The sequence below is a fragment of the Ursidibacter sp. B-7004-1 genome (genome assembly GCF_053654055.1).
On record NZ_JBSIUP010000024.1, the window covers coordinates 1 to 16,369 of the forward strand.

Sequence of the window (16,369 nt, forward strand, 5' to 3'; positions counted from 1 at the left end):
AATTATTATGCTGCAAATGGATCACGTAAAATCATTGTTTCTACACGATCAGGCCCTGTTGAAAGAATATCCACTGGCACACCTAATACTTCTTCAATACGTTTAATGTAGTTAATCGCATTTTGCGGAAGATCTTCTAGTTTAGTAACTCGGAAAGTATTTTCACTCCAACCTGGTAGGGTTTCATAAATTGGCTCAACACCTTCCCAGTCTGCTGCTGCCATTGGGGCATATTCTACAATTTCACCATTTGGCATTTTGTAGGCTACACAGATTTTTAACTCTTCAAAACCATCAAGTACGTCTAATTTAGTCATACAGAATCCTGAAATTGAGTTAATTTGAATCGCTCGGCGAACAGCAACCGCATCAAACCAGCCACAACGACGTGGGCGACCTGTTACTGCTCCAAATTCATTCCCTTTACGAGCAATTTCTGCTCCAACATCATCAAATAATTCTGTTGTGAATGGACCAGAGCCAACTCGAGTACAATAGGCTTTGATAATTCCTAATACATAGTCAAGATTACGAGGGCCAAAACCTGAACCTGTTGCCACACCACCAGCTGTGGTATTTGAGCTTGTTACAAATGGATAAGTCCCGTGGTCAATGTCTAGCATTGTTCCTTGAGCACCTTCAAATAAAATATTATCACCATTCGCACGAGCTTTATGTAATAAAGTCGTAATATCAGCAACCATTCCTGTTAAAATATCCGCCACTGCGAAAACTTCATCTAATGTTTTTTGATAATCTACTGGCTCAACTTTGTAGTAATGAACAAGCTGGAAGTTATAATATTCAAGAATATTTTTTAATTTTTCTGCAAATACTTCACGATTAAATAAATCACTCACACGCAAGCCACGACGAGCTACTTTATCTTCATAAGCAGGTCCGATACCACGACCTGTTGTGCCAATTTTATTTTTACCTAATGCAGCTTCACGAGCGTGATCCATTGCAACGTGATATGGCAAAATTAGTGGGCAAGCCTCAGAAATTTTTAAACGTTCACGCACATTGATCCCGCGAGACTCTAGCTCACCCATTTCTTGCATCAATGCAGCAGGAGAAAGAACAACTCCATTACCGATTAAACAAGTTACATTATCGCGTAAAATGCCAGATGGAATAAGACGAAGTACCGTTTTTTCACCGTTGATAATTAAGGTATGCCCCGCATTATGACCACCTTGATAACGCACCACATACTTCACACGATCTGTCAATAAATCAACAATTTTGCCTTTTCCTTCATCGCCCCATTGTGCGCCAAGGATTGCTACACTTTTGCCCATAATTAGTTGCCTCTTGAGTTAGTTCTATAAATTCAAGTAAACGATATTTTGTAAAAATATTCTACAAAGCTACCGCTTGTTATTCAAAAATCAAACATAAAAAGACCCGATTACTCGGGTCTTAGATACAATTATTTTGTAGGTGCTTTCATAAAACGGAAAAATTCACTATCCGGTTTAAGTAGCATCATATTATTTTTGCCTTCAGCAAAGCTCTCTTCATAAGCCTTTAAGCTACGAATAAAGCTATAAAACTCTGGGGCTTGGCTAAACGCATCGGCATAAATTTTTGCAGCTTCCGCATCACCTTGACCTTTCATTTCTTCAGCTGTTTTATTTGCATTGGCTAAAATTAAAATAACCTTTTTATCCACATCAGCACGAATAAATTCTGCTTTTTCTTCACCTTGAGAACGATGTTCACGAGCGACTGCTGCTCGCTCTGCTTGCATACGTTGGTAAATAGATGATGACACTTCATTCGGCAGGTTAATTTGTTTAACACGTACATCAACAACCTCAATACCTAAACGTTCTGCACCATCTTCACCCGCATTTAGTGCTTTTTGAGCACCAGCCATTAATTCACCACGAGAACCCGATACAATATCTTTAATCGTACGAGAACCGATTTCTGAACGTAAACGGTCATTTACCTTACGACGTAAAAGATCTGATGCTTTTTGGTAATCACCACCTGTTGATGTATAAAATTGACCAAAGTCACTGATCTTCCATTTAACATAAGAATCAACTAAGAGATCCTTTTTCTCTACGGTAACAAAACGATCTTCTTGACCATCAAGGGTTTGGATACGAGCATCCAATGTTTTAAGTTGATCAATAATAGGGAGTTTAAAATGTAAACCCGGTTCATAAACAACCACTTTGTTATCTGCATCACGGTGAACCTTATTAAAACGTAACATAATGCCACGCTGACCTTCTTGCACAATAATTACGGCTTGATAAACAATAAATAAAATAACCGCTAATAAGGGGAATAATATTCTACGCATCATTAAAATCTCCCTTTACGCACTGGCTCTGCTTCTTGCTGAGCAGGTACTGATTGAACTGGCTGTACAGGTTGTGCAATTTGTGGCACTTGAACTTGCGGACGAACCATAGTTTGTGTTGCATCAGGAGCAGTTGGTTTTTGCATTAGTTTATCAATTGGTAAAACCGTTAAATTATTACTATGTGAACCGTCCATCATCAACTTAGGTGTATTTTTCATCACCTTTTCCATTGTTTGAATATATAAACGTTCACGCATTACTTCAGGAGCCATTTTATATTCAGGTAATAATTGACTAAAACGTTCTACTTCCCCTTTAGCATTCAAGACAACTTGCTCTTTATAAGCACTTGCTTGCTCTAAAATACGTTGTGCTTGACCACGAGCAATAGGCTCTTGACCGCGAGCATAGGCTTCCGCTTCACGAATTAAACGCTGTTCATCTTCTTGTGCTTTAATCGCATCATCAAATGCTGCTTTGACTTCTTCAGGCGGGCGAGCATATTGGAAGTTTACGTCCGTTACAAGTAAACCCATATCATAAGTTTTAATAATATCACGCAACGCATTCCACGTTCTTTCACGAACTACTGCTCGACCTGTAGTTAAAATGTCGTCCATTGTCATATGACCAATAACATAACGTAACGCACTATCCGTTGCTTGTTTCAAGCTATCATCAGGGTTAGTTACATTAAATTTATATTTAGCAGGATCTTCAATACGATATTGCACCGTCATTTCTACTAAAACCATATTTTCATCTTGTGTGAGCATTGAACCATTCGTTTTTAGCTCTAATACACGCTCAATATTGACGGGTAAAACTTCATCAATAAAGGTTGGTTTCCAGTTTAAACCAGGTAATACAATGTTATGTAGCTTACCGAAACGAGTAACAACACCACGCTCAGCTTCTTGAATGGTATAAAAACCTGATGCGCCCCATACAATTGCCCCTAAAATTAAACCTAAAGGTAGCAATTTCCCCACAGGTAACGGTGCTGAAGGAGTAAGATTTGAACTGCCATTGCCTTTCCCGCCTCCCATTTTTTTCAGTAAGTTATTAAAAACTTCTTCTAAATCAGGTGGCTGTTGTTCTGATTGTCTATTTTTATGCTCAGGCTGTTGCTGACCTGAACCTTGTTCTTGTTCAGGCTTTTTTTGCCCTGGTTTACCCCAAGGATCTTGCTGGTTGCCTGATTCATTCCACGACATAATTCTCTCCAAAGAAATATCTGTTATTTATTTGCATTTTGCTAAAATATAGCCAAATGCAAGCCTTAAATTGTACCTATTTAGACTAGCTTTGGCTAGGTTAAAGATACAATTATTTTACATTTAACCACCAATGTGATGTTACTGTATTTTTATCAAACACTTCTCCCATTATTGGGGTTAATGTTTTAATTCCAGCTTGTTCTACAAGTGGAATACTAAGTCTTACTGGCTCGTCCCAAATATGAGTAGAAAGAGGATAAGCTCCCCAGTGAACTGGCATAAAACGTTTTGCATTTAGCATAGTTACCGCTTGAGCGGTTTGAGCTGGCAACATATGGTTATCAATCCAAGCAGGGTTATACTGCCCATTTTCAACAAATACTAAATCAAAACTGCCAAAGCGTTCAGTAATCTGCTGAAAATGTTGCCCATCTCCGAAAGCTGAATCCCCTGAATAATAGATTTGCTCCTGTGAAGTTTTAAATACATAACCTGCCCATAAGGTTTTATTACGATCAAATAAACTACGCCCAGTATTATGCTTAGCTGGTACAGCTGATAAAGTTAAATCCCCTATTTGAGTAGATTGCCACCAATCTAATTCTTCAATACGCTCGGCACTCACGCCCCATTTTTTCAATAACACACTCATTCCAAGCGGTACGATAAAGCGAGTTTTTTGCAAAGCGTAATGACGAACGATACTCTCATCTAAATGATCATAATGGTTATGACTATAAATAATGAAATCTACTTCAGGTAGTTCTGTCAATGTTGCAGGGGGGGCTTGAAATCTTTTCATCATAATCGGGATAGGTGAAACTGATTCTGCAAAGACAGGATCGATAAAAATTGTTTGATTTGCGATCCTAGCTAATAAAGAACTATGACCAAACCAAATAAATTTAGCATTATTACTTTCTGATAAAAATACTCGAAAATCAGGTTTATTCATTGGTAATAATGAAGGTGGGACAAGCTCTTTGGTATTAAATACCATCTGCCAAAGAGCTTTAGCAACTTCAATTGTTTCTACATCTTTATCTGGGGTTGGATTAAAAAATTGCTTATTATCTACGGAATAATGATCACTTTTTGCATAAATAGGATAGCTGTCAGGATAAAAATAGCTCCCTCCAGCCAAAATAAGAGCAAATAATGCAAAATATTTTTTAGTAAATTTCAAGATTGCTTTTCCGACTATATAAACTAAAACGAATTCTCAATATGCTAATTAAGTATATTGATTTCAAGATAAGCGGGCAGTTTATACAAAAAATTTACAATAGTGAGAATTAAAAAAGTTAGGGGGTGCAGATCACATCAGTCTAAGAAGTAAGCCCCCTAACTTAATAAAATATAGCGGTTTAACTATAACTTAATGGGTGTTGCAGTTTGTTCTAATACGGCAAGTAATTCACTGATATTTTGTTTGCCTTGTGTTTTTAGCCATTGACGAGCAGCATCAACACCTTCTGCTTTGTAAGCGTCTGCACCACCAGCCCAAGTTGCTCTGCCACATAATACACCATTAAATTGGCTACCTGCTTCTTTAGCAAATACGAGTGTATCTTGGAATAATTTTGCAGATACACCTGCACTCAAGAAAATAAAAGGTAATGAAGTCGCTTCACTTTGCTGTTTAAAGAATGTTTTTGCCTCAGCTTGAGTATAAAGGACTTCCCCTTCCGCAAAACCCTCCACATACGCCATATTGACTGGCACTTCTACTTTTAATACATCAACCCCAAAACGTTTATCGGCAAAAAATTTCATTGCTTCAATCACTTTACGGGGTTTAGCCTTAGCATTATGCACATAATCTTCATTCGACCCATCATAAGTTAAAATTTCAAGAAATAATGGGATCTGTTCAGCATTACATTCTGATGCAACTCGCTCAACAAAAGCAGCTTTGCGATCATTGATTTCTTTAGATTCATCAATATCAAAATAGATCAATAATTTAACCGCTTCTGCTCCTTTTTCTTTTAAACGATACACTGAAACATCGTCAATTAAATCAGGAAAACGCCCAACCACAGTTTTGTCGTAACCTGTTTTTTCATACGCCATAATCAATCCACAATTTTCATCACGTTTTTCTGCGGCAGCCCAACCAAATTCAGGATCAAGTAAAATAGAAGAGGCGTAAGGAGTCAGCTCTTGTGAGATCAATGTTTTAAATTCACTCACTTGCTGTGGCGTAATATCATCGCCCATCATTCTGCGTAAAGCACCACGCTGATCAATAGCCAGTGCCGCAATAATCCCATCTTTAGTTGCTAATTTTTTTAGTAATTCTTGTTTGCTCATTTGTTTTCTCCTTTTACTCGTCATCATCTGATGCTAAATTTTTTAATTGTTCTGCGACATCGTAGATCTGCTCTTTGGCATTTTCGATTAAGCCTTCTGTTCCTTCTTCGCTAACATAACTAATTACCATCGGTAGATTCATTCCGCTATATAATCCTGAAAGCTGACTTAAATAACGCATTGCCACATTACAAGGTGTACCGCCCATAATGTCGCAAAACACAACAATATCACCACTTGCTTTTGCTAAAGCCTGTTCAAATTTTTGTTGAAAGTCTTCAGTCCCTTCGTGAGGATATAAACAAACGGTTTGTGCTTGGGGAATTTCGCCTAAAATCATTTCAGCGGTTTCTAATAACCCTTCTGCAAATTCACCGTGGCTGATTAAAATTAAGCTCATAATTGCTCCTTATTGTATTTGTAAAATCTAATTTATATTTATTCTATTTAGACACTATCTGCCCCCGTTTACGGGGGAAGTACCCTTGCAAAGCAAGGGGGTAGGGGGCTGATTATCTATTTAAATGCAAATAAATATCTTCTAGTGCATTTCTAATGGCTTGCCACAAAATAACTTCTTCGTGTGTCATATTTTTACGAAGATGCTTTTTATACGTTATTAATTGCTCTGTTTCATTATTTCTAAATCGCATTCCCCCCTACCCCTTCGCTTTGCTCAGGTACTTCCCCCGCAAGCGGGGGCAGAATTTAATTATTTATTCTACAAATTCTTCGTATCCAACTTTTTATAAATCGGTTTATCGCTAAATTTAAGTTGGGTAATTTCTACACCTTCTGTTTCAAAAATAATAATATCGTTATTGCCTTGCTTTAATAGCGGTGCAGGAATATAAAGATAACAAGTCGGGCCTTCATTCCAGTATCGTCCTATATTTTCGCCGTTTATAAGAACAATGCCTTTTCCTAATTCTTGCGTATCAATAAAGGTATCTTTCGGTTCATCATCAATCATTAAAGTAAATTGATAAAATGACGGTGTTTTTGGATCTGTAAAACCGTTGAAATCAATCTGATCATAACGTTCAAAATCAATCAAATACTGCTCCCACCCTGTATGGAAATGAAGATCTAAAACTGCACCTGCTCCGATCCCTTTATGTTGTGTTGGGGCGAGGAGCTTTCCGCCATAATTGACACGCCCCATATTTTCAACTAAAAGATCTAATTGAAATGCTCCATTCGGGGTTTGTAGCATTATGTCGTTGCCAATTTCGTGTTGATATTGAGTGGCGACTTTTTGTTGATCATTAAATACTTGTACACGATCTCGGCATTGGTAAATTCTGAGCTTAATCTCACCGCTATATGCCGTTGGTTTAGCCCGATAAAGCAAGTAACCATAATAATGTCCTAATGTTTCCATTGTCTGTGTATAAGGGCTATCTACTCTTTGGCTAATTGTCGATAAGGTACTAAATAGAGAAACAGACTTATTCGGCACTAAAGTTGGATAAGCTGTGATTTCAGGTAAAATCGGCTCAGAAATTGGGCTGGCATCTGGATAAGTTGCCAATAATTTTTGTAGCAAATAGTATTTTTCAGATGGTTCACCCCATTCTCTAACGGGGGCATCATAATCATAGCTAGTAACTTGTGGTAAGTCGGTATCTAATCTAGCTGAACAACCATTCCAAAAGCCAAAATTCGTACCGCCTTGGAACATATAGAAATTGATACTAGCACGATCTAACAACTCTTTCGTGCAATTCACTAAATCTTGTGCATCTCGTGTTATTACAGGCTCTTTCCAGCGGTTAAACCACCCGTCCCAAAATTCCATACACATCAATGGGTAAGATTTATGGTGATTATCAAAATAGCGTTGTAATTCATCTAAATTTTGGTTAGAACGTGAGCCAAAATTACCTGTTGGCAAAATGTCATCTTCAATCAATGCGCCAGCTTCTAAAGCATTTTGCCAAGCACCATCAGAAGTGAAAAGCGGTACATTTATACCATTTTTTTGCATTAAATCTCGAATAGCTCGTAAGTAGTTTTTATCATTGCCAAAAGAGCCGTACTCATTTTCAATTTGCATCATTAGAATATTGCCACCTTGCGTAGTTTGATAAGGTGCAACTAAAGGCAATAATTTGGCAAAGTAACGTTCAACTTCGGCAAGAAATAGAGGATCGTTTTGACGTAAGCGAATATTTGGAATGTTCAATAACCAAGCAGGTAATCCGCCAAACTCCCATTCCGCACAGATATAAGGCGTTGGGCGTAAAATGACATAAAGCCCTAACTCTTTTGCCGTTTGCAAAAATTTCACCAAATCTGCCCGCTTACTGAAGTTAAATTCATTTGGCTTTGGTTGATGGACGTTCCACGCCACATAAGTTTCTACGGTATTACACCCCATTGCTTTTAGGTTGTATAAGGTTTTATACCAGTACTCTGGCACAATGCGGAAATAGTGAACTGCCCCAGAAATAATTTTGAATGGCTTGCCGTTAAGTAAAAAATCTTTGTTTCCAATTTCAAATGTAGTCATTTCTTGCTCCTAATTTGCGAAATGTAATGACTGCAAAATAGTTAAAATCGCATTCATATCTTTGCCTTTAAAATCAGCTTTGGATTGATCGATTAAAATCCGAGTTTCTTCATAGGCTATTACTTTTAATCCAGCCCCTTTTGCCGATGCAATACCGTGTTCAGAGTCTTCAATCGCAATGACTTGATCCGAATTTAGATTAAAATGAGCCAAGACTTTTTGATAAATTGTAGGATCAGGCTTACTTTTCACTAATTCTTTACCACTCATAATAAAATCAAAATGTTCTCTAATTTGAGTAAGGGTAAGTATTCGTTCAATATGTTTACGATCTGCTGATGATGCAACTGCAAGTTTAATATTATTGGCTTTAGCAAAATGGATAATATGGCGAATGTCTTGACGAAAAATGGCTAAATAATCTAAATTTTCCCAATAGCCTTTATCATAATTTAGCAAACTCTCTCCAATTTCTTCTACTGAAAGCGGTGATTGACTGAGCTGTTTAATAGCTAAAAAAAGATCTTGATAAGAACGTCCAACAACAGATGAAAATTGTTGCAGGCTAATTGGCTCATCAAAAGTTTTCAATTCATTTACAAAGCGTTGTAATAAACCAAATCCCATATATTCCGAGTCAATAATAACGCCGTCCATATCAAAAATAATGAGTTTCAACATTGCAAATACCTTGGTAATTATTAACCTAGAAAACTTATACTTACTTTAGAGTATAAAAAACATAACCATTTGTTTTATAACAATTAATTTCATATTACTTGGTTTAATACGCACAGATTTTTTTATTTTTCAAGACTACCAAATAAGTTATTTCTCTTTAAAATAGCTACGCTTTTTCAATGATTAAGGTAATTTTTTATATGAATGCTTGGGTTTTATTATTTATTTCTATTTGTGCTGAAATCTGTGGTACTACCGCTTTAAAATATAGTGAGGGTTTCACTAAGCCATTACCTACAATTCTTGCTTTAAGCGCATTTTTAATTGCGTTCTATTTAGTTTCTATTGTTTTTAAAACCTTACCTGTCGGCTTGGTCTATGCTATTTGGTCTGGTACTGGCATTGTACTTACTGCTGTTATTGCCTATGTCGCTTTCGGTCAAAAACCTGATTTAGCAGGATTTATTGGTATGGCAATGATTATTGCAGGTGTTTTGGTTATTAATTTGTTTTCAAAAAGTACAGGACATTGATTGCCAAATTAAATCAACTATCCGATAGTAGGTTTAACTCTCTATAATTTTTATAAGGACGCACTTAGTACGTCCTTACATTTTTTATGATTAACCTTTCGCTAATAATCCAGCCCAAGAGAGCAAGATACAGAGTGCGATAATGATCATAATCGCTTTATTCGAGTTCATTTTTGGTCTTCCAAGTAACCAGTAGATAAAGAACACGACTAAAGCAGGCACTAAGCGTGGAAGAATGAGATCTAAGTTTGCTTGTGCTGATACGACTTTTTCACCAATGGTTGCCACATAAGGTACTTTCACATTTACCATCGTGGCACACATCACCCCGACAACAAACACCCCAAGTACTGTTGCAGCATTGGTTAAGGCGTTGAGTTTATGTCCTAAATTAGTTACAAGATTAACCCCTTCACGATAAGCTATTTTGAGTTGCACCCAACGGAATACCATCGTAGCGATTGCAACAGCAACCCATAAACCAACCCCTAATGGATTACCACCTACTGCCATTGTTGCGGCAATCGCACCCATAATTGCAGGAACGAGAGAGCCGAAAATCGCATCACCAATAGCGGCGAATGGTCCCATTAAACCTGATTTAATCCCTGCGACTGCTTCTAGTGATTTAACCCCTTGTTTTTCTTCAAGAGCAAGGTCGATCCCTTTTACAATTGTGTTAAAGAATGGACTGGTATTAAAGAATTGGTTATGCATCACCATCATTTTTTGTAATTCAGGTGTATTATCGCCATACATTTTGCGTAGTTGTGGCAACATAATCCAAAGATAACCAGAACCTTGCATACGCTCATAGTTCCAACCGACTTGGTTAAAGAATAAGTTACGGATATTGATTTGGCGGAAATCTGCATCAGTAAGTTTATAGCCTTTTGGATTTCCAACTTGTTGATTAGAGTTCGTCATCTTCAATTTCTCCTTTTGCAGAAGTTGTGTTTTTCGCAACTGGGGCAGATCCACCCTCTACGCTACGTTGGTAAACCATATAAGCGAATGCGAATCCGATTGCAGCCATTGCTAACATAGGCACGCTATTGATTGAATTACTTACATTTGTTGCTGCACCTACTGCTGAAATATTACCGAATAGGGTAATAAAGATAGAGGTGAGTGCGAATGCAAGGATTAAGTAAGCAATATGACGTTTTGTTGGTAAGTAACGAAGTAAGATTGCAAAACCTAATGCTGGTAATACACCACCTGCAAGAGTTAAACCATCTGCAATAACTTTTAATACCCCGTGTTGCATTGCTTCAGCTAAACTTGCCACAAATGGACCACCAAAGACTAGAGCAAGGAAGATCGGTAATGCACGAGAAAGCCCCCAAGCAATTGCTCCACAGAGATAGTTCACTGTAATTGCGTTATAAGCGTGGTCTTGGATATTTTTATCAATACGGTGAGCGAAGAACACGTTAGACATTCTTGCTAAAATATCGGTATAAACCATTAACGCTGCAATTGGTACTGCTAATGATGTTAATGCAAGTTGCGGATCCATTCCAACAGCCACAGAGAACGCTGTTGCAATAACAGTCCCTGAGTTTGCATCAATGCGTGATGCACCGCCGAAAGTTCCTACACCGAGAACGGTAAGTTGCATTGAGCCACCAATGAGTAACCCTGTTGTTAGATCACCCATAATTAACCCTGTGATAAAACCTGCAAACACAGGGGAACCAGCACTTGATACGATAGTAATTTCATCTAAAATTTGATAGAACGCATAGAGCGTTATCAAAAGTATTTGCCACCATTCGATCATAATCTTTACTCCTCTATAAAAGTTTCATTAAATCGACTTTCTCTTCATTAGGTACTAATTGTGCGGTTAAATTGATACCTTTTGCAGAAAGTTTTCTAAACACATCCACATCATCGTCGGTAACGTGTACCGTTTTTCTGATTGCACGCGTTAGATCCGTTTTTGGCATATTGCCAGCGTTAATTTCCGTTAATGCAACACCTTGTTCCACTAGTCTTAATAATGTTTGTGGGTTACGAGTCACCAACAACACACGTTGTGAATCATAACGTCCATCGTTAATGTTTGTTGCTGCTTTCTCAACGGTAAGTACACTTAAATTGACACCTGCTGGACAAGCTAAACGTAGTCCTGCTTTATCAATATCATTATTTGCAGCAACATCATCAACGACCATAATGCGAGTAATATCGAGATAAGATGTCCACAAATTAGCCACTTGACCGTGAATTAAACGACCATCAATTCGTACGTTTAAAATTGCCATATTGGTCTCCTTAGTTATTGTATGAATAAAGCGTTACACCTTGTACCACTCGATTTACTTCCCCAGTTGGACAAGGGTTATCGGTGGTATAGCCCAAATGAAGTGAGCTATAAAATGAATATAATTGACCTACAACTAAAAATGGGAAAATACGAGCTGCATCATCTAATTGGTAAATTTCTGCGTGGAACTGCCCGCTTGCGTCACCAAGTAATATCACTTCTCTCGCTTTTTTATCTCGAATTAGTTCGTTATAAAGATCTCGATCATATTTTTCGGTATAAGCGTGTTGGGAAAGGAATACAAAAATAAGTGTTTCATTTTGTACTAATGATTTCGGCCCGTGACGAAATCCCATTGTTGATTCAAAAAAGCCTAAACGCTCTCCTGCAGTTAATTCTAATAATTTCAATGCGGTTTCTCGAGCCAACCCTTGAAAACCACCGCTACCTAAATAAACCACTCGTTTTACAGGTAAATGAGCTAGAGTTTGAACTGTTAAAGCATCTTCTGTTAATAATTTTTCTGTCACTTGTGAAAATTGCTCTACCCACTGTGAATTAAATTTTTGTGGGGCGAAAGCTAACAATGCAGCTAACATCATATTGCTAGCACTTGATGTCATTGCAAATCCTTGATCGTGAGTAGAATCAGGTAAGGCTAGAGGGTAACAAGCGGTAGGATTTTGTGAACATTTTACAAATAATGCCCCTTTCACATTATTTGTTATCGCTAAATGGTAAGCCTCTTTCACAATATCATTAACACGATCAACAGCTCCTATACTTTCAGGGCTATTTCCTGAACGGGCAAAAGAAACTAATAAGGTAGGTTTATCTTCAAATAAATATTGATAAGGACTAGAAACTAAATCTGTACTAGCAATGGCTTCTACTACACAGCCTAATTGCTCGCTTAAAACTGGGGCAATCACTTCACCGATAAACGCCGATGTCCCCGCCCCAGTAAAAATAATACGTAACTCGCCTTTTTTAGCTCTCTCTACGAGTGGAGCAATAAAAGTATGAATAGATGAATTTGCAACAATTTCTGTGGTTTCTCGCCACGTTTGTGGCTGTTGTGCAATTTCTTTTGCTGTCCAAAAAGCCTTTTGATTTTCTAAGGTTTGGTTTGAAATATTTAGAATCATTCCACTTCCCTCACAAAATATTGTCGTCTAAATTTGAAACTTGAAAGTAGCGAAATGTTTTATTTCAAATCTAATCGACGATAAATAAATACTTTGTTAAGAGAAAATGAATTAAGCAATCAACACTTTTACACCTGAATTTTCTAGATAATGCTGATAGTTTTTCGGTAGCTGATCATCTGTAACTAACACATCAATTTGATTGACAGGGCAAATAACAAAATCACTATATTGCCCAAATTTACTTGAATCCGTTACCACAATAACTTGATTTGCTGCTTCGCACATCAAACGATTTAGATGTGCCTCTTGCTCATTAAAAGTTGTAATGCCTTTTTGCAAATCAAAACCATCAACGCCCAAGAAAACTTTATCAAAGCGATATTGACGTAAATTGTTGTCTGCCATTATGCCTGAAAAAGACATCGCATTTTTACGCAAAATCCCTCCCGTCATTCTGACTTCTACATTCGGACAAGCAACTAATTCCATCGCAACATCTAAACCATTTGTCAAAACTGTCAAGTTTAAATCATTTAAATAACTTACGATTGCTTTCGTTGTTGTTCCAGAATCTAGAATAACTTTATCACCATTCTGTAATAATGACGCAGCTATTTTGCCTATATTTTGCTTAACTTCAGGATAATGATTTCGCTTGTCTGCAATTGAAAGCTCTGCAATCAATCTAGAATTTAATACTGCAAAACCGTGTGAACGAGTTATAAACCCTTGTTGTTCCAAAGCATTTAGATCAGTTCTAATCGTCACCGAAGACACCTTGAAATACTGAGCTAAAGCCTCAACTCGCTGACTATTCGTCTGCTTAAGCAATTCTAAAATATCAGAACGTCTTTCAACGCTACTTTTCATTTTCTCTCCTAAATTCAAACAATCACCACAAACTACGATTGCTTTCGAGATGAATAATAAAACAACAAATAACAAAAACAATCAAAAGCATTCGAAAATGAGATAAAGATCACATAAATTTACAAAATACAAAATATTTCTTTACGTTTTATCATCATAGTGATTAGGCAAAATTTCTATGATAAGCTAGTCTTTCTTTGTATTTATTCCATTTTATCAACATTAAGGAAAGAAAATGAATTTTAATCAAATTTTAAATACTGTATTAGGCACAGTTAAACAATCGGCTGGAAAAATCAATAAACCAAGTGAAAATACCGCAGATACAATCACTAAAATCGGTGGTGGTGCTGCTTTAGCAGGTATTTTATCAATGGTATTAGGTAGAAATGGTGGAGCAAGTCTAACAAAACTTGGCTCACTCGCTGCATTAGGAAGTATTGCTTACCAAGCCTATCAAAATTATCAAAAAGATCAGGCAAATGCTCAACAACAAGTCTCTGAAACCGTATTTACTTCAACAGCTCATAGCGAAGAAGAACGTAGTAATGTGATTTTACGCACAATGATCGCTGCTGCACTTTCTGACGGTGTGTTAGATGCCGAAGAAAGAGCACTTATTGAGCAAGAGGGAAGTAGCGATCCTGAATTACAACAGTGGCTATCACAAGAAATTGCTAACCCAATCAGTGTAACTGAAATCGCACGCATTGTAGGGAATGATGTGGCTCTTGCAAGCCAAGTTTATTTAGCCGCTCGTGTTGTGTGTAAAGATCTTTCTCGTAAAGAAATAGTGTTCTTATCACAACTCGCTACGGAATTAAATCTTGATGACGCTTTAGTTGAACAACTTGAAAAACAAGCGGGCTTTTAATCATATTTTTTGCAAAAAAAATGGCAAGGTTAATTCCTTGCCATTTTGCTTTATGCCTTCCTAGAATGGCTCTACTATGAATAACTCTTAAGATAAAATCATCTCTAAAAAATATTGCATTATTCTGGCATCATTGGTTAATTCTGGGTGGAAAGAGCAAGCCAGTACCCTACCTTGTTTTGCCAATACTACATTCCCGTCAAACTCTGCGAGAACTTCTACTTTGCTATTTTCGATAGTTGAGATGTAAGGTGCTCGAATAAATACTGCTGGGAATGGCTTTTCTAAGCCTTTTACCGCCAAATCAGTTTGAAAGCTGTCTATCTGCCGCCCAAACGCATTACGTTGCACACAAATATCCATTATACCGAGATGAGCAGGCTCTCCCCCTTTAATTTGTTTAGCCAATAAAATCATTCCAGCACAAGTACCAAACACTCCTTTCCCTTGTTGAGCAAACTGTTGTATCGCTTCCAATAAACCCACCGTACGCATTAGCTTACCAATGGCGGTACTTTCTCCACCAGGTAGAACTAAACCATCAAGAGCGGTGAGATCACTTGGATTTTTTACAATTTTTGCTGTTGCACCTAATTGCTCAATCTGTTGGTAATGTTCACTGACTGCACCTTGCAGTGCAAGTACTCCAATAGTTAAATGGCTATAATCTTTCATAGACTACCAACCACGATCTTGCATTCTTTCAGCGGCTGAAAGACGAGAAATTTCCAACCCTTTCATTGGCTCACCTAAATCTTCTGAAAGGAGAGCAATTAAATCGTAGTCTTGATAATGTGTGGTAGCCTGAACAATCGCTCGAGCAAATTTCTCTGGATTTTCTGCTTTAAAAATCCCTGAACCCACAAATACACCATCAGCCCCAAGCTCCATCATCAAAGCAGCATCAGCTGGTGTTGCCACTCCGCCAGCGGCAAAATTCACCACAGGTAATTTACCTAAGGTTTTAATTTGCAGTAATAATTCAAAAGGAGCACCTAAGTTTTTCGCTTCTGTCATTAGCTCATCGTGGCTCATTGCCACAACTTTACGCACCTGTGCATTAACCTTACGCATATGACGAACAGCCTCTACAATATTTCCTGTTCCTGGCTCGCCTTTTGTTCTCAGCATTGATGCTCCTTCTCCAATTCGGCGAAGTGCTTCACCAAGATCACGACAGCCACATACAAAAGGCACTCTAAACTCACTTTTTAATAGGTGGAACTCTTCATCAGCAGGCGTAAGTACTTCACTCTCATCAATGTAATCGACCCCCATAGACTCTAATACACGCGCTTCCGTAATATGTCCAATACGCGCTTTTGCCATTACAGGAATAGAAACAGCCCCCATAACTTCTTTCACAATTTTAGGGTTTGCCATACGAGCCACCCCACCTGCTGCACGAATATCTGAAGGTACACGCTCTAATGCCATTACTGCTACTGCCCCCGCAGCTTCTGCAATACGAGCTTGCTCGGCATTCACAACGTCCATAATGACGCCACCTTTTTGCATTTGTGCCATACCACGTTTTACTACATCTGAACCTAGAATTGTTGCCATTGTATTTTCCTTCTGTTAGTGAAACTGCTCGCTATTTTGAGA

Annotated in this window: 17 protein-coding genes; 2 read left to right on the top strand and 15 right to left on the bottom strand. The window is 37.7% G+C overall.

Annotation, left to right across the window (positions count from 1 at the left end; all coding sequences use genetic code 11):
• Positions 1-5: 5 nt before the first annotated feature.
• The 8 genes from purA to ACWIW0_RS08610 all read right to left on the bottom strand — a co-directional run bounded on the left by purA (position 6) and on the right by ACWIW0_RS08610 (position 9,058).
• Positions 6-1,304 carry an adenylosuccinate synthase gene (gene purA, locus ACWIW0_RS08575; protein ID WP_454447374.1) on the bottom strand — a complete coding sequence of 433 codons (1,299 nt, stop codon included), beginning with the start codon at positions 1,302-1,304 and terminating at the stop codon, positions 6-8.
• Positions 1,305-1,435: 131 nt separating this feature from the next.
• A complete protein-coding gene (hflC, locus tag ACWIW0_RS08580; RefSeq protein ID WP_454453005.1) occupies positions 1,436-2,323 on the bottom strand; it encodes a protease modulator HflC in 888 nt (295 codons plus the stop codon).
• A 2-nt stretch (positions 2,324-2,325) separates the two neighbouring features.
• Complete coding sequence (gene hflK / locus ACWIW0_RS08585) at positions 2,326-3,543, bottom strand: FtsH protease activity modulator HflK (protein ID WP_454452983.1); 1,218 nt, start codon at positions 3,541-3,543, stop codon at positions 2,326-2,328.
• A 112-nt stretch (positions 3,544-3,655) separates the two neighbouring features.
• Positions 3,656-4,732, bottom strand: coding sequence for an MBL fold metallo-hydrolase (locus ACWIW0_RS08590; protein ID WP_454452984.1), 1,077 nt, complete (start codon positions 4,730-4,732; stop codon positions 3,656-3,658).
• Positions 4,733-4,917: 185 nt separating this feature from the next.
• On the bottom strand, positions 4,918-5,862 hold the full coding sequence (gene lacD / locus ACWIW0_RS08595; protein WP_454452985.1) for a tagatose-bisphosphate aldolase: 945 nt from the start codon (positions 5,860-5,862) through the stop codon (positions 4,918-4,920).
• 13 nt (positions 5,863-5,875) lie between these two features.
• On the bottom strand, positions 5,876-6,262 hold the full coding sequence (locus ACWIW0_RS08600) for a PTS sugar transporter subunit IIA (RefSeq protein ID WP_454447370.1): 387 nt from the start codon (positions 6,260-6,262) through the stop codon (positions 5,876-5,878).
• Between the two features lie 321 nt (positions 6,263-6,583).
• Positions 6,584-8,377 carry a glycoside hydrolase family 35 protein gene (locus ACWIW0_RS08605; protein ID WP_454452986.1) on the bottom strand — a complete coding sequence of 598 codons (1,794 nt, stop codon included), beginning with the start codon at positions 8,375-8,377 and terminating at the stop codon, positions 6,584-6,586.
• A 9-nt stretch (positions 8,378-8,386) separates the two neighbouring features.
• Entirely contained in the window at positions 8,387-9,058 is a 672-nt protein-coding gene (locus ACWIW0_RS08610; RefSeq protein WP_454452987.1) for an HAD family hydrolase, read from the bottom strand.
• A 200-nt stretch (positions 9,059-9,258) separates the two neighbouring features.
• Here ACWIW0_RS08610 and ACWIW0_RS08615 point away from each other — a divergent pair, with 200 nt between their 5' ends.
• Positions 9,259-9,591 (top strand): DMT family transporter, encoded by a 333-nt coding sequence (locus ACWIW0_RS08615; RefSeq protein WP_454452988.1) that lies wholly within the window; start codon positions 9,259-9,261, stop codon positions 9,589-9,591.
• Positions 9,592-9,681: 90 nt separating this feature from the next.
• Here ACWIW0_RS08615 and ACWIW0_RS08620 read toward each other — a convergent pair whose 3' ends face one another.
• From ACWIW0_RS08620 to agaR, 5 genes are all read right to left on the bottom strand, one after another.
• Positions 9,682-10,518: a PTS system mannose/fructose/sorbose family transporter subunit IID gene (locus ACWIW0_RS08620; protein ID WP_157394110.1), complete on the bottom strand. Its 837-nt coding sequence runs from the start codon at positions 10,516-10,518 to the stop codon at positions 9,682-9,684.
• Positions 10,505-11,377 (bottom strand): PTS mannose/fructose/sorbose/N-acetylgalactosamine transporter subunit IIC, encoded by an 873-nt coding sequence (locus ACWIW0_RS08625; protein WP_157394111.1) that lies wholly within the window; start codon positions 11,375-11,377, stop codon positions 10,505-10,507. Before ACWIW0_RS08625 ends, ACWIW0_RS08620 begins: the two co-directional genes overlap by 14 nt.
• Before the next feature lie 13 nt (positions 11,378-11,390).
• On the bottom strand, positions 11,391-11,864 hold the full coding sequence (locus ACWIW0_RS08630; RefSeq protein ID WP_157394112.1) for a PTS system mannose/fructose/N-acetylgalactosamine-transporter subunit IIB: 474 nt from the start codon (positions 11,862-11,864) through the stop codon (positions 11,391-11,393).
• 10 nt (positions 11,865-11,874) lie between these two features.
• On the bottom strand, positions 11,875-13,014 hold the full coding sequence (locus tag ACWIW0_RS08635) for an SIS domain-containing protein (protein WP_454452989.1): 1,140 nt from the start codon (positions 13,012-13,014) through the stop codon (positions 11,875-11,877).
• 111 nt (positions 13,015-13,125) lie between these two features.
• Positions 13,126-13,887 carry a transcriptional repressor AgaR gene (agaR, locus tag ACWIW0_RS08640; protein WP_454452990.1) on the bottom strand — a complete coding sequence of 254 codons (762 nt, stop codon included), beginning with the start codon at positions 13,885-13,887 and terminating at the stop codon, positions 13,126-13,128.
• Between the two features lie 235 nt (positions 13,888-14,122).
• On the opposite strand from agaR, the gene ACWIW0_RS08645 reads away from it, so the two are divergent.
• The gene (locus ACWIW0_RS08645) at positions 14,123-14,761 is read left to right on the top strand and encodes a tellurite resistance TerB family protein (protein ID WP_454452991.1); all 639 of its coding nucleotides are present in this window, start codon (positions 14,123-14,125) and stop codon (positions 14,759-14,761) included.
• An 87-nt stretch (positions 14,762-14,848) separates the two neighbouring features.
• On the opposite strand, the gene pdxT is transcribed toward ACWIW0_RS08645, so the two are convergent.
• Together pdxT and pdxS are read right to left on the bottom strand one after the other, a co-directional pair.
• A complete protein-coding gene (gene pdxT, locus ACWIW0_RS08650) occupies positions 14,849-15,436 on the bottom strand; it encodes a pyridoxal 5'-phosphate synthase glutaminase subunit PdxT (protein ID WP_454452992.1) in 588 nt (195 codons plus the stop codon).
• A gap of 3 nt (positions 15,437-15,439) precedes the next feature.
• Positions 15,440-16,327, bottom strand: coding sequence for a pyridoxal 5'-phosphate synthase lyase subunit PdxS (gene pdxS / locus ACWIW0_RS08655; protein ID WP_454452993.1), 888 nt, complete (start codon positions 16,325-16,327; stop codon positions 15,440-15,442).
• Positions 16,328-16,369 lie beyond the last annotated feature (42 nt).

Excerpts from the sequence above, each read along its gene's own strand:
- ACWIW0_RS08620 (WP_157394110.1), bottom strand. The coding sequence starts at position 10,518 with ATGACGAACTCTAATCAACAAGTTGGAAATCCAAAAGGCTATAAACTT.
- ACWIW0_RS08615 (WP_454452988.1), top strand. The coding sequence starts at position 9,259 with ATGAATGCTTGGGTTTTATTATTTATTTCTATTTGTGCTGAAATCTGT.
- ACWIW0_RS08645 (WP_454452991.1), top strand. The coding sequence starts at position 14,123 with ATGAATTTTAATCAAATTTTAAATACTGTATTAGGCACAGTTAAACAA.
- pdxS (WP_454452993.1), bottom strand. The coding sequence starts at position 16,327 with ATGGCAACAATTCTAGGTTCAGATGTAGTAAAACGTGGTATGGCACAA.
- ACWIW0_RS08610 (WP_454452987.1), bottom strand. The coding sequence starts at position 9,058 with ATGTTGAAACTCATTATTTTTGATATGGACGGCGTTATTATTGACTCG.
- pdxT (WP_454452992.1), bottom strand. The coding sequence starts at position 15,436 with ATGAAAGATTATAGCCATTTAACTATTGGAGTACTTGCACTGCAAGGT.
- lacD (WP_454452985.1), bottom strand. The coding sequence starts at position 5,862 with ATGAGCAAACAAGAATTACTAAAAAAATTAGCAACTAAAGATGGGATT.
- agaR (WP_454452990.1), bottom strand. The coding sequence starts at position 13,887 with ATGAAAAGTAGCGTTGAAAGACGTTCTGATATTTTAGAATTGCTTAAG.
- ACWIW0_RS08630 (WP_157394112.1), bottom strand. The coding sequence starts at position 11,864 with ATGGCAATTTTAAACGTACGAATTGATGGTCGTTTAATTCACGGTCAA.
- ACWIW0_RS08600 (WP_454447370.1), bottom strand. The coding sequence starts at position 6,262 with ATGAGCTTAATTTTAATCAGCCACGGTGAATTTGCAGAAGGGTTATTA.
- hflC (WP_454453005.1), bottom strand. The coding sequence starts at position 2,323 with ATGCGTAGAATATTATTCCCCTTATTAGCGGTTATTTTATTTATTGTT.
- hflK (WP_454452983.1), bottom strand. The coding sequence starts at position 3,543 with ATGTCGTGGAATGAATCAGGCAACCAGCAAGATCCTTGGGGTAAACCA.
- purA (WP_454447374.1), bottom strand. The coding sequence starts at position 1,304 with ATGGGCAAAAGTGTAGCAATCCTTGGCGCACAATGGGGCGATGAAGGA.
- ACWIW0_RS08625 (WP_157394111.1), bottom strand. The coding sequence starts at position 11,377 with ATGATCGAATGGTGGCAAATACTTTTGATAACGCTCTATGCGTTCTAT.
- ACWIW0_RS08635 (WP_454452989.1), bottom strand. The coding sequence starts at position 13,014 with ATGATTCTAAATATTTCAAACCAAACCTTAGAAAATCAAAAGGCTTTT.
- ACWIW0_RS08605 (WP_454452986.1), bottom strand. The coding sequence starts at position 8,377 with ATGACTACATTTGAAATTGGAAACAAAGATTTTTTACTTAACGGCAAG.